Raw genomic sequence first — 12554 nt, 5'->3', positions numbered from 1 at the left:
GGGCCCGGCCCGCTACGCCCGCTCGCCTGCCGGGCCGTAGCCGCCGCCGGTGGGGGTGACGATGGTCACGGCTTCGCCGGCTGCCAGGGCGGAGCGGGCGCAGCCGGGCAGGGTCTCCACCGTGCCATCCAGGCGGCGGACGAGGTTCTGGCCGCGTTCGCCATCCTTGCCGCCGAACAGGCCGGGGGGCGGCACCTCGCGGTGGCCGGCGAGGATGGCGACCTCCATTGGCTCGAGGAAGCGGATGGTGCGGCGGGTGCCGTCACCCGCGCGCCACTTACCACGGCCGCCTGAGCCTTCTCGGATCGAGAACTCCTCCAGCACCACGGGGAAGCGGGTTTCGAGGATTTCGGGGTCGGTCAGGCGGGAATTGGTCATGTGGGTCTGCACGCCGGGGGCGCCGTCGAAGCCCTCGCCGGCGGGGGCGCCGGAGCAGATGGTCTCGTAATACTGGTAGGTGCTGTTGCCGAAGGTCAGGTTGTTCATCGTGCTCTGCGCGGGCGCCAGCGTACCGACGGCGGCGAGCAGGGCGGAGGTGACTGCCTGCGACACCTCCACATTACCGGCGACGACCGCGGCCGGCCATTGCGGGGAGAGCATCGAGGATTCCGGCACCAGGATGCGGATGGGGCGGAGGCAGCCCGCATTCATCGGGATGTCGGAATCCACCAGCAGGCGGAAGGCATAGAGGACGGCGGCGCGTGTCACCGGCCTCGGCGCGTTGAAGTTGTCGGGCTGCTGCGGGGAAGTGCCGGTGAAATCCACAACCGCCTCGCGCGCGGCGTGGTCCACGGTGATGCGCACCTGCACCTGGCGGCCGGAATCCATGGCGTAGGTGAAGCCAGCCTCGGGCGGCAGACGGTCCAGCGCGCGGCGCACACTTTCGGCGGCATTGTCCTGCACATGGGACATATAGGCGTGCACGACATCGGCGCCGAAGCTCTCCACCGCGCGCAGGAGTTCCGCCGCGCCGCGCGCGTTGGCGGCGACCTGCGCCTTGAGGTCCGCGATGTTCTGCGGCGGGTTGCGGGCGGGGTATTTCGCGCCGGTCAGCAGATCGAGCGCAGCCTCTTCCTGAAAGCGGCCGCCCTGCACCAGCAGCAGGTTGTCTATATAGACGCCCTCCTGCTCGATGGTGGTTGCATCCGGCGACATGGAGCCCGGGGCGGTGCCGCCGATATCGGCATGGTGGCCGCGGGAGGCGACCCAGAAGATCAGCTTGCCGTCCGCGCCGAAGACGGGGGTGCAAACCGTGATGTCGGGCAGGTGGGTGCCGCCGTTGTAGGGCGCGTTGATGGCCCAGACATCACCGGGGCGCGGGTTGGGGTTGGCGCGCGCCACGCTCTCCACGCTGCCATCCATGGAGCCGAGATGGACGGGGATGTGGGGCGCGTTGGAGACGAGGCCGCCCTCCGCGTCGAAAACGGCGCAGGAGAAGTCCAGCCGCTCCTTGATGTTTACGGAAGAGGCGGTGTTCTGCAGCGCGACCCCCATCTGCTCCGCGATGGAGCGGAAGAGGTTGTTGAAGATCTCCAGCATCACCGGATCCGCCTCGGTGCCCAGCGCGTGTCCGCGGGGCAGCGGCTCGACGCGGTCGAGCACGAGGTGGTCGGCTTGGGTGAGGACCACGGACCAGCCGGGCTCGACGACGACGGTCTGGTTGGGCTCGATGATCAGCGCGGGGCCGGCGATGGGCTGGCCAGGCGTGAGAGATTCGCGGCGAAGAGCCGCGGCCTCGTGCCAGGTGCCGCCGGAGAAGAGGCGGGTCTGGCGCAGGGCTTCGGGCTGCGCGCCCTCGGCGGCGCGGCTGGGCTGCGGGGCGGTGGCGCCGCCGCCGGCGGCCTCGGCCAGCGCGGCCTCGATCACCACGTCCCGCGAGGGATCGGTGAAGCCGAAGCGGGCGAGATGGGCGGCCTCGAAGGCCTCGCGCAGGGAGGCGGCGCGCAGCGCGGCGGTGGTGACCTCGGCCTCGCCCTGGATGTCGAGGGCGGGCACCTCCAGCGGCGTGTCGGTGCCGGCGTAGCGCAGCAACAGGGCAATGCGGGTGGTCAGCTCGTCCGGCGTGACGCCCTGGCCGAGGACTTCGGTGCGTGCCTCGGCGGCGAGCGCCGCGAGGGCGGGCGTGGCGGCGGCGAGCGCGTCATCGGCCAGCGGGCGGTCCAGCGTGCGCTGACGGACAGCGCGGATATCAGCGAGGCCCATGCCATAGGCCGAGAGCAGGCCGGAGAAGGGGTGGATGAGCACGCGCGTCATCGCAAGCGCATCCGCCACCAGGCAGGCATGCTGGCCGGAGGCGCCGCCGAAGGCGTTGAGCACGTATTTCGTGATGTCGTAGCCGCGCTGGACGGAGATGGTCTTGATCGCCTCCGCCATGCCGGCGACCGCGATGCGCAGCGCGCCATCGGCCACCGATTCCGGCGTGCGATCGCTGCCGAGCTCGGCCGCAAGCGCCGCGAAGCCCGATCGCACGGCCTCCACGTCCAGCGGCTGGTCCTGCTCCGGCCCGAAAATGGAGGGGAACAGGTCCGGCACCAGCTTCCCCGTCATGACATTGCAGTCGGTGACGGTGAGCGGGCCGCCGCGGCGATAGCAGGCGGGGCCGGGATTGGCGCCGGCGCTTTCGGGGCCGACGCGCAGCCGCCCATCCCGGTACTGCACGATGCTGCCGCCTCCGGCGGCGACGGTGTGGATGAGCATCATCGGCGCGCGCATCCGCACGCCCGCCACCTCGGTTTCCAGCGCGCGCTCGAACTGGCCGGCGTAGTGCGCGACATCGGTGGAGGTACCGCCCATGTCGAAGCCGATGACCTTGTCGAACCCCGCTTCCGCGCCGGTGCGGGCCAGGGCCACCACGCCGCCCGCAGGGCCGGAGAGGATGGCGTCTCGGCCCTGGAACAGGGAGGCGGCGGTGAGGCCGCCGGCGGAGGTCATGAACATCACCCGCGCACCGGTGCGGGCGACGTGCAGCTCCTCCTCCACCTGGGCCACGTAGCGGCGCAGCACGGGGGAGAGATAGGCATCCACGACCGTGGTGTCGCCGCGGCCGACGAGCTTGATGAGCGGCCCGACCTCATGGCTGGCGGAGACCTGGGCGAAGCCCATGGCGCGCGCCATGGCGGAGGCACGCGCCTCGTGCTCCGGGTGCTTCCAGCTGTGCAGGAAGACGATGGCGAGGGACCCGAAGCCATCCGCGCGCAGGGCACCCAGCGTGGCGCGCAGCGCATCCTCGTCCAGCGCGGATTCCACCGTGCCGTCGGCGCGCACGCGCTCGCCGATCTCCTCCACGCGGGCGTAAAGCAGCTCGGGCTTGATCACGCGGCGGGCGAAGATGTCGCGGCGGGCCTGGTGGCCGATGGCCAAGGCGTCGCGGAAGCCACGAGTGGTGATCAGGGCGGTGCGCTCGCCCTTGCGCTCCAGCAGGGCGTTGGTGGCGACCGTGGTGCCCATCCGCACCTCGCCCACCGCGCCCTCGGGGATGGGGGCACCGGCGGCCAGGCCGAGATGCTGGCGGATTCCGTGGACGGCGGCGTCGCGATAGGCGCCGGGGTTTTCGGAAAGGACCTTGCGGGCGTGCAGGCGGCCCTGGGGGTCGCGCCCGATGACGTCGGTGAAGGTGCCGCCGCGATCCACCCAGAAATCCCAGGATGTGTCGGTGTATGCGGGCATGGGGATTCCTTGCGGCGGGGCAGCGATGCTTAACCCGTGGCCGGGCAGGCGGCGAGAGGGCCGGGCGAGAGCGCGGCAAACCGGGCGTTCTCCCAGGCGTTGCCCCAGCCTGAACAAGGCGTCCGCGCTCCGCGACCGCCAGAATGTCGAAGGGCGATACCCATGATCCCGCTGCGCGCCGTGCTGTCCCTCTCGGCCCTGGCCGTTCTTGCGGGCCTGGTCTCGGCCTGCTCGCCGACCGCCTCCCCGGCCTCCAGCCCGTCCGCGACGATGCGCGCCGAGCCGCCGCCGGGGCTCGTCAGCCCGGGCAACACTGGCATGGGCAATCGCGAGCGGGTGTTCGACTCCAACCGCGGCGCGCCGCTCTGAGACTGAGGCGCGGGCCGGTCAGCCCGCGCCCGGTCCGCGCGCCAGCCATTGCCCGGTACCGGGCCGGGCCAGCACCATCCCGTCCTGCATCACCACCTCGCCGCGGCGGATGGTGGCGGCGGGCCAGCCGGTGACCTGCATCCCCTCATAGGGCGTGTAGTCGATGGCGTGCTGCATCAGGGCGTTGGTGATGGTCACCGGGCGCTGCGCGTCCCACAGCACGAGGTCGGCGTCGCTGCCCACCGCGATGACACCTTTGCGCGGGTAGAGGCCGGCGATGCGGGCGGGGTTTTCCGCGATCAGCTTGGCAAAGATCGGCAGGTCGATGCGTCCCTTCGACACGCCTTCGGAGAAGATGAGGGGCAGGCGCGCGGCGAAGCCGGGGATGCCGTTGGGAATGGCGTCGAAAGCGGCATCGCGGCCGTTCTTGGCCTTGCCGCGCGTGCCCTCGTACGAAAAGCCGCAATGGTCCGAGGTGACCATATCCAGCACGCCGCGGCGAAGCATGGCCCAGATGCCCTCATGGTCGGCGGCAGTGCGGGGTGGCGGGCTGCACATGAATTTGGCGCCCTCGAAGCCCGGCCGGTCCATGTCATCCGCCGTCAGCACCACGTATTGCGGGCAGGTCTCACCGCGCACGGGGACGCCGCGGGCCTGCGCGCGCGCGATTTCCTCGGCGACCTCTGCGCAGGAGACGTGGAAGATGTGGATCGGTTGCCCCACCAGCTCGGCCAGTGCGATCGCGCGCGCCGTCGCCTCGCGCTCCACAACCGGCGGGCGGGAGAGGGCATGGTATGTCGGCGCGGTGCATCCATTGGAGAGCAGCGTGCCCACCGCGAGATTGATGGCGTCGTAATTCTCGCAATGCACATGCACCATCAACCCGTGGCGCTTGGCCGCCTGCAGCACGCGCAGGAAGGCGGCGTCGTCCAGATGCACGTTGTCATAGGTGAGGAAGGCCTTGAGGCTGCCCACCCCATCCGCGACGAGGGCGGGGATCTCGGCCAGCGCGGCGTCGCTCGGGTCAGCGACGATCTGGTGGAAGCCGTAATCCACCATGGCCCCAGCCGCCGCGCGCTCGCGGTTGGAGCGGTGCCGCGCCATCAGCGGCCCGCCCTTGTCCTGGGTGGTGTGGCAGACGACGCTGGTGGTGCCGCCGGCGAAGGCGGAGCGGGAGGCGCTCTCCCAGCTCTCCTCCTGGTGGCCGCCCTCGGGGAGGGGTTCCTCGATATGGCAGTGCGTGTCCACGCCGCCGGGCAGGACGAGCAGGCCGGAGGCGTCGATCACCTGTCGCGCCTCCCCGATCCGGTCCGCGATGGCGGTGATTCGGCCGGCGGTGACGCCGATGTCGCAGCGGGCGACGGCGCTGCCGAGCACGGCGGTGCCGCCGCGGATGACCAGGTCGTGCATGCCCCAATTCCCTCGATTCCCGGGCAGGTTAGGGGGAGCGTGACCGGTCGTCAGCCCGGGGATTGAGACGGGCTCTTTCAGGGTTCGGCGCCGTCTCGTGTCCCCAAGGGAGGCCTTACCTCCCTGGCCTCCGCTTCGGGTTTCCTAGGGAATGACGATCAGGCACCTCAGGGGGCGATGGCCCCTGCGGCGCACCCTGTCACCCGCGCTTCGACCAGACCGGCCGCCGGTTCGCCGGCGCGCGCATCCAGAGCGCGGCGTCACGGACAAGGCGGAGCTGAACGCCGCTGTGAAGCTGCCATCCCGTCAGAAGGGCGCGGAAGATGGGGGACATCTTGATGGTCACGGACGGCATTGCGGAGGACCTAGGCGCCACCATTGGCGCGCGATGGACGCAATCTGCAACGGAATGCTGACGGGCCGCTTACGTTCTTTCACCTGCCTTTCAGGTCTGATTTGCGGCGCCTACCACCCCATCTCTGCGCGGCCGGACGGGCGCGGCCCCTATGCCTTCCGGCAGGATCACGGACGGAGCGGATGCAGAGCTGGTTCACCGCGGATACGCATTTCGGCCACGGGTCGCTTCGCGCCCTCCTGCGGCGCCCCTTCGCCACCACCGCCGAGATGGACCAGGGGCTGGCGGCGGCATGGAACGCGGTGGTCGGGCCGGAGGACGAGGTGTGGCATCTCGGCGATTTCGCCGTGGGGCATCCTGATCCCGCCGGGCTGCTGGCAGGGCTGCACGGCGTGAAGCACCTGGTCTGGGGCAACAACGACCCGCCGAAGATCCGCGCGCTGGATGGCTGGGCGAGCGCGCAGCCCTTCATTGAGATGGAGCGGGAGGGGCGCGCGCTGGTGCTGTGCCACTATCCCCTCCGCAGCTGGAACGGGCAGGGACGGGGCGCGTGGAACCTGCATGGCCACTCGCATGGGCGGTTGAGCCGGCTGCCGCGCCAGTTCGACGTGGGGGTGGACCCCCGCGGCTATCGGCCTATCCGCCTAGCCGAACTCTCTGCCCGCGTCGCACGCCGCACGGCGGCTGCAACCCCTGCCACGACCGGCCTGGATGCCTGAGCCCCGCATGAACCGTCTTCCCGCGCTTCGGATCGTGTTTCCCCTGCTGCGCCCGCACCTTCCCCGCGTGCTGGGGGCGATGCTGGCCATGGGCATGGCGGCGGGGCTGCTGCTGCTGCTCGGCCAGGGGCTGCGCCGCATCATCGATGACGGCTTCGCCGGCCAGGGCGGCGCGTCCAGCCTTGATCAGCACGCGCTGCTGATGCTCGGGCTGGTCGTGCTGCTCGGGGCCAGCACGGCCAGCCGCTTCTATCTCGTCTCCTGGCTCGGCGAGCGGGTGGGGGCGGCGCTGCGGCGCAAGGTGTTCGCCCATGCGGTGCGCCTGCCGCCCAGCCATTACGAGCAGCGCCGCACGGGCGACGTGCTGACGCTGCTCACCGCCGATACCGAGATCCTGCGCGGCCTGGTGGGCGCCGCCGTCTCGCAATGGCTGCGCGCGGCGATCATGGCGCTGGGCGCGCTGGGAATGCTGTTCTTCACCAGCGCGCGGCTCACGCTTCTCGTCGTCGCGGTCACGCCGCTGATCGTGCTGCCGCTGGTGATCTTCGGGCGGCGGGAACGGCGGCTGAGCCGGGTGGCGCAGGAGCGCGTGGCCGATCTCGGCGCCCAGGCCGAGGAGACGCTGAACGCCATGGCCACCGTGCAGGCCCATGGGCATGAGGCTGCGGATGTGGCGCGCTTCGTGGACCGCGCGGAGGGCAGCGTCGCTGCCTCGCTCGCCCGCGTGCGGGTACGCGCCTTCCTGATGCTGCTGATCATCCTGCTCGGCTTCGGCGCCATCACGCTCAGCCTGTGGGTGGGCGGGCATGCGGTGCTGGCCGGGCGGCTGACGGGCGGCGAGCTGTCGGCCTTCGTCTTCTACGCGGTGCTGCTGGCCACCTCCGTCACCTCGCTCTCCGAGCTGTGGAGCGAGGTGCAGCGCGCCGCGGGCGCGGCCGAGCGGGTGGGCGAGTTCCTGGATACGGTGCCGGACATCCTGCCGCCCGCACAGGCCGTGCCGCTTCCCAGCCCGGGGCCAGGGCGGCCGGTGGGGCGGCTGGAATTCAGGGGCGTCCGGCTGCGCTATCCCAGCCGCCCCGACCGGCCTGCGCTGGACGGCGTCTCGCTCGCGGTGGAGCCCGGGGAGACGGTGGCGCTCGTCGGGCCGTCCGGCGCGGGCAAGACCACACTGTTCCAGCTCGCGCTGCGTTTCCGGGATCCCGAAGCGGGGCGCGTGCTGCTGGATGGCGTGGACCTGCGCGCGGCGGACCCCGCGGCGATTCGCTCGCGCATCGGGCTGGTGCCGCAGGACCCCGTGATCTTCGGTGCCGATGTGTTCGAGAACATCCGCTACGGCCGCCCCGATGCGAGCGACGCGGAGGTGCGGGCCGCTGCCCGCGCGGCGGATGCGGAGGGCTTCGTCGAGGCGCTTTCGGCGGGCTATGCCACCTTCCTCGGCGAGAAGGGCGTGCGGCTCTCGGGCGGGCAGCGTCAGCGCATCGCCATCGCCCGCGCCGTGCTGCGCGACCCGCCGCTGCTTCTGCTGGACGAGGCGACGAGCGCGCTGGATGCGGAGAGCGAGGCGGCGGTGCAGGCGGCGCTGACGCGCCTCGCGCGCGGTCGGGCGGTGCTCGTCATCGCGCACCGCCTGGCCACCGTGCGGCGCGCGGACCGGATCGTGGTGATGGAGGACGGTCGCATCGTGGCCGAGGGCACGCATGATGCGCTGGTGGCGGAAGGCGGGCTTTACGCGCGGCTGGCGCGGCTGCAATTCGCGGCGGCGTGACGGGACGGCCGGAGGGCGAGCCTTTCCGGCCTCCGCCTTCTTCCGGGCTGTTCGCTAGCGCGCGTTCCGGTGCAGCGGGAACGGCCATTCGTAGACGTGCTCGACCACCAGGAAGATTACCACCAGCGCGAGGGCGATGAGCGCGACGGTGAGGTTCGTGCCGCGAAGCGGGTGCAGGACGCTGGTCATCTGGGCCTCCCATTCCGGATTGGCCTGGGCTCCCTTTCGGTACCCCGGGCCACGGAAGCCTAGCACCAGACCTTACCGCCCCGTCATCTCCTCTCCACTTTTCGTGATCACCCCTATCGTCCCTGCCGCGAGATCACCGCCAGCGCCGCCGAGCTAATGGAGATCTGCCCGAGCACGGAGGTGAGGTCGCGGATGAAGCCCCAGGTTTCATAGGGCGACGGATCCTGCGGCACGACGACGAGGCTGCCGGGCGGGATGGGCGGCCCGCCCTGCTGCCAGCTGCCCAGCCCCGCCGGCACGCTCTGCCCGTTGGGCAGCACGACGAAGGCGCGGGAGATGTCGGCGAAGCGCTGCTCGCCGCCGGCGGCGCGCACATACTGGCTGGCCTTCCAGCCCGTCGAGAACTGCAGGCTGCCCGGGTTCAGCACGGCGCCCACCACCGTCACCTCGTTCGGGCGCTTGGGAATGACGACGAGGTCGCCCGGTTCCAGCAGGACATCGAGCTCCGGGCGGGAGGCGAGGACGACGGGGTTCGCCTCCACCACCATGCGGCCGGCGGCGCGCGCCTCGCGCAGCGTGCCGGCCAGCGCCTGGCCGGCATTGATGGCGCCGCCCAGGTCGAGGCTGCCCTGGCGGCTGCCCGCCACGGCCTGGCCGGCGGCGACCTGGATGAGGCTCGTCTCCAGCTCCCGCGCCGTGCGTTGGAAGCCCTCCTGCTGGCGCTGTCGAACGCTCTCCCGCGTGAAGACGGCGCCATAGGGATAGGCCTGGGCGGTCAGCCCGCCGGCGCGGGCCAGCAGCTCCGACAGGCGCTCGCCGCGGCGGATGTCGTAGGTGCCGGGGCGCAGGAACTCGCCCACCAGCGTGACGGGGCCGGTGTCGCGGTCACCGAAGCCGCGCGGCACGCGCACGGCGTCGCGGGGGGAGAGGCGGACGGCCGCGAAGTTGCGGGAGCGCAGGTCGAGCCGCGTGCGGGAGAGCGGGATGGCGCCCGCATTCTCCAGCGGCTCGCGCGCGAATTCCACGGCGGAGAGATCGGCGGTGTCGGCCGGGCCGCCAGCGGCGGCGAGCACCATGTCGAGGCCCGTGTCCTCGATGATGGGGAACAGGCCGGGCAGGCGCACCTCGCCGGCCAGCAGCACGGATTGGTCGAGCAGGAAGGGCAGCAGGGCCGGGTAGTCCACGAAGAGCTGCGGGCAGCCGGGGGCGCCGATATCGGGGAAGCCGGCACTGCGGGCATGGGCGAAGCGCAGCGGCGAGGAGCGGGCGGCAACGGCGAGCGCGGTGAGGGCCGGGCAATCGGGTGCACCATGCGAAATCGGGCCGGCCATTGCCGCCCCGGGCAGGCCGCCCGGCATTGCGGCCAGTCCGTTGGCCATGCCGTTCGGCATTCCAGCGACCTGGATGCCCCCGGCCTGGATTCCTCCAGCCTGCATTCCTCCGGGTTGCATTCCTCCGGGCTGGAAGCCCCCGGCTGCGGTTCCCGCGACGGGCTGGGCGGCCATGGGTGCCGCCGTTCCTGCCTCACCGCGCAGGGCGCGCTGCACGGCGGGGGAGGCGAGCCAGAGCACATCGGCCTGAGAGAGGAGGATCACCTCATCCCCCTCGCGCAGCGGCAGCTCCGCCCCTCCGTTCATCACGCGGCCGAGGTCGAAGGCGATGAAGCGGCGCACCCGGGTGCGATCGTCCATCCGCCAGGCGACGCCCATGCGGACATAGGGGTCTGGCCGGATCACGCGTGGATCGGCCAGCAGGGCGCGCAGCCCGGCGCCGCGCGGGCCGACGCCGCGGGTGATAGGCGCCACCACATGCCCGGCCAGGCGCAGCCCGCCCGAGATGACATCGACGCCGGGGGAGACAACCACCGCGTCCCCGCGGCGGACCGCCGAGCCCGGGGCGAGCTCGGACACGGCGCGGCGGCCGCCGGCATCGGTGCCGGTGGAGAGGAACCGGTTGCCGGCCGGGCGCAGCGCGCCGCCGGCCAGCGCCAGCATGGCGGAGAGCGGGGCGGAGGCGGCGCCCGCGGGCAGCTCGTAGATGGCCGGCCGCGTCACGTCGCCGCCCAGCGCCACCACCCCGCCCAGTGGCGGCACCACCACCCGCTCCCCCTCCCGCAGGGTGAGGTCGGGGGTACCCGGGCTGCCGGCGATGGCGGCGTAGAGATCGACCACCCGCGTGCCCTCCGGCCCCTCCACGCGCAGGGCGCGAAGGCTGCCGGTGCGGCGGATGCCGCCCGCCGCGCCCAGCGCATCGAGCAGAGAGGAGATGGCAGGCAGCGGCACCAGGCCCGGCCGCACCACCTCGCCCGCCACGAAGATCGCGATCTGGCGGGTCTGGCCGATGGAGACGAAGGCCTCCGACCCGCCGAGTTCGCGCGCCACCCGGGCCTCGATATCGGCGCGCAGCTCGCCCAGGCGGCGGCCGGCAGCGGGGAAGGGAGCAAGGTCTGGCAGGGTGAGCAGCCCGTCCCGCCCGACGCGGAGCGAGAGCGACTGGCGGGAGCGGCCGCGGATGGAGACCACCAACTCGTCATCCCGGCCCAGCACGTAGCTGTCGGGCAGGGCGCCGACCACGGCGGCGCCGGGATTCGGCAGGGGGCCGAGGTTGCGGAAGGTGTCGTAGCCGAACTACTGTCCGCAGGCGTCCAGGGCCGTCCGGAAATCCCTGTTTGACTGCAATAGGATAGAGGGTGACTGTCCGGGGGCGTTCGGGAGTGTTCGGGTAAATCCGGCTCTCTCTTGTGGGCTGAGATGGGGGCTGGGCCGGAGCCCCTCAGTTCGCCTCTCCTTGTGGGCTGGGTGATGAATGGCTGGGAAGCTAACCGCCTTGAAGATCAAGGCCCTGACCTCTCCCGGACGCTACGGGGATGGCGGAGGACTTTGGCTACAAGTTCGCGACGCAGAGCACCGGTCTTGGCTCTTCCGGTACACCCGCCACGGCAAGGCCCGGGAGATGGGGCTGGGGCCCTTCCCTGACGTGTCCCTCGCCGACGCCAGGCAGCACGCCCAGACCCAGCGTGCCCTGCTTCGGGACGGTGTGGATCCGCTGGTTCGCAGGCAGGAGACGAAGGCTGCTGCAGCAGCCGAGGCGCAGAAGACCACCCTGACCTTCAAGCAAGTGGCCGAGCGCTTCCATGCAGCGCACCAGGCGAGCTGGCGCAACGAGAAGCACCGGGCGCAGTGGCTGACCCAGATGGAGGCCTATGTGTTTCCGGTGTTCGGCAGCATGCCGGTGGAACGGGTCGGCACTGCCGAGGTGCTGAATGCTCTGGAGCCCATTTGGCACGAGAAGTCGCAGACTGCCGTGGTGCAGCGTGGGCGGATCGAGGCGGTGCTTGACTACGCCAAGGCCCGGGAGTGGCGGACAGGAGAGAACCCGGCCCGCTGGCGGGGGCACCTCGGGAAGTTACTTCCGCCACGGAGCCGGATCACGAAGGTGGAGCACCACGCCGCCCTCCCCTGGGCCGAGGTGGGTGCCTTCATGGCATCGATACGGGCCAGCCCCGACCTAGCCGCCCGCGCCCTCGAGCTGCTGATCCTCACCGCGGTCAGGACGAACGAGGCCATGGGCGCCGAGTGGGCAGAGATCGACATGGCTAAGGCGCTCTGGACCATCCCGGCTGATCGCATGAAGGGGAAGAAGGAGCATCGGGTACCCCTCTCCAAGTCAGCCCTTGCTCTGCTGGAGTGCCTCAGGGAGGCCGGAGAGGGCCGGTACCTGTTCCCCAGCCCCCGAGGTAAGAAGCCCCTCTCCACCCGAGCCTGCGCCGTCCTACTCGGGCGGATGAAGCGTACCGACCTCACTGTGCACGGCTTCCGCTCCACCTTCCGCGACTGGGCAGCGGAGCGCAGCACCTTCCCGAGGGAGGTAGCCGAGGCCGCGCTGGCTCACACCCTCCGGAACCAGGTTGAGGCCGCCTACCAGCGTGGGGATCTGCTGGCGAAGCGTGCCCAGCTGATGGAAGCCTGGGGACGGTACTGCGGGCAGGTAGCGAAGGCTGGAGAGGTGGTCCCAATCCGGCAGAGGAATGCTGTTTCCAACCCCACCCTCTGATTTCCGGTCGGACAGGTCGGACGGGTCG

9 protein-coding genes are annotated in these 12554 nt (G+C 71.5%); 4 read left to right on the top strand and 5 right to left on the bottom strand.

The annotated features are described in order from the left end of the window. Nucleotides 1-12: 12 nt before the first annotated feature. Nucleotides 13-3666 (bottom strand): hydantoinase B/oxoprolinase family protein, encoded by a 3654-nt coding sequence (locus ACVBD7_RS18775; protein ID WP_458094766.1) that lies wholly within the window; start codon nucleotides 3664-3666, stop codon nucleotides 13-15. A gap of 162 nt (nucleotides 3667-3828) precedes the next feature. On the opposite strand from ACVBD7_RS18775, the gene ACVBD7_RS18770 reads away from it, so the two are divergent. Continuing rightward, nucleotides 3829-4035 carry a hypothetical protein gene (locus ACVBD7_RS18770; protein ID WP_458094765.1) on the top strand — a complete coding sequence of 69 codons (207 nt, stop codon included), beginning with the start codon at nucleotides 3829-3831 and terminating at the stop codon, nucleotides 4033-4035. A gap of 18 nt (nucleotides 4036-4053) precedes the next feature. Here the strand turns inward: ACVBD7_RS18770 and hydA are convergent, their stop codons facing one another. Next, complete coding sequence (hydA, locus tag ACVBD7_RS18765) at nucleotides 4054-5445, bottom strand: dihydropyrimidinase (protein WP_458094764.1); 1392 nt, start codon at nucleotides 5443-5445, stop codon at nucleotides 4054-4056. 199 nt (nucleotides 5446-5644) lie between these two features. Beyond that, on the bottom strand, nucleotides 5645-5791 hold the full coding sequence (locus ACVBD7_RS18760; protein WP_458094763.1) for a hypothetical protein: 147 nt from the start codon (nucleotides 5789-5791) through the stop codon (nucleotides 5645-5647). A gap of 191 nt (nucleotides 5792-5982) precedes the next feature. Between ACVBD7_RS18760 and ACVBD7_RS18755 the strand changes: the two genes are divergently transcribed. Together ACVBD7_RS18755 and ACVBD7_RS18750 are read left to right on the top strand one after the other, a co-directional pair. Next, the gene (locus ACVBD7_RS18755) at nucleotides 5983-6519 is read left to right on the top strand and encodes a metallophosphoesterase (RefSeq protein ID WP_458094762.1); all 537 of its coding nucleotides are present in this window, start codon (nucleotides 5983-5985) and stop codon (nucleotides 6517-6519) included. A 7-nt stretch (nucleotides 6520-6526) separates the two neighbouring features. After that, nucleotides 6527-8284, top strand: coding sequence for an ABC transporter transmembrane domain-containing protein (locus ACVBD7_RS18750; RefSeq protein ID WP_458094761.1), 1758 nt, complete (start codon nucleotides 6527-6529; stop codon nucleotides 8282-8284). A 54-nt stretch (nucleotides 8285-8338) separates the two neighbouring features. On the opposite strand, the gene ACVBD7_RS18745 is transcribed toward ACVBD7_RS18750, so the two are convergent. Together ACVBD7_RS18745 and ACVBD7_RS18740 are read right to left on the bottom strand one after the other, a co-directional pair. Then, nucleotides 8339-8473, bottom strand: coding sequence for a hypothetical protein (locus tag ACVBD7_RS18745; protein WP_458094760.1), 135 nt, complete (start codon nucleotides 8471-8473; stop codon nucleotides 8339-8341). A gap of 113 nt (nucleotides 8474-8586) precedes the next feature. Beyond that, a complete protein-coding gene (locus ACVBD7_RS18740) occupies nucleotides 8587-11046 on the bottom strand; it encodes an SLBB domain-containing protein (protein WP_458094759.1) in 2460 nt (819 codons plus the stop codon). Nucleotides 11047-11299: 253 nt separating this feature from the next. Here ACVBD7_RS18740 and ACVBD7_RS18735 point away from each other — a divergent pair, with 253 nt between their 5' ends. Continuing rightward, nucleotides 11300-12526, top strand: coding sequence for a tyrosine-type recombinase/integrase (locus ACVBD7_RS18735; protein ID WP_458094758.1), 1227 nt, complete (start codon nucleotides 11300-11302; stop codon nucleotides 12524-12526). The last annotated feature ends 28 nt before the right edge of the window (nucleotides 12527-12554 follow it).

The organism is Roseomonas sp. WA12 (assembly GCF_054165765.1).
The sequence above is the reverse complement of the archived record's forward strand: the minus strand, read 5'-3'. Positions and strand labels throughout refer to the sequence as shown.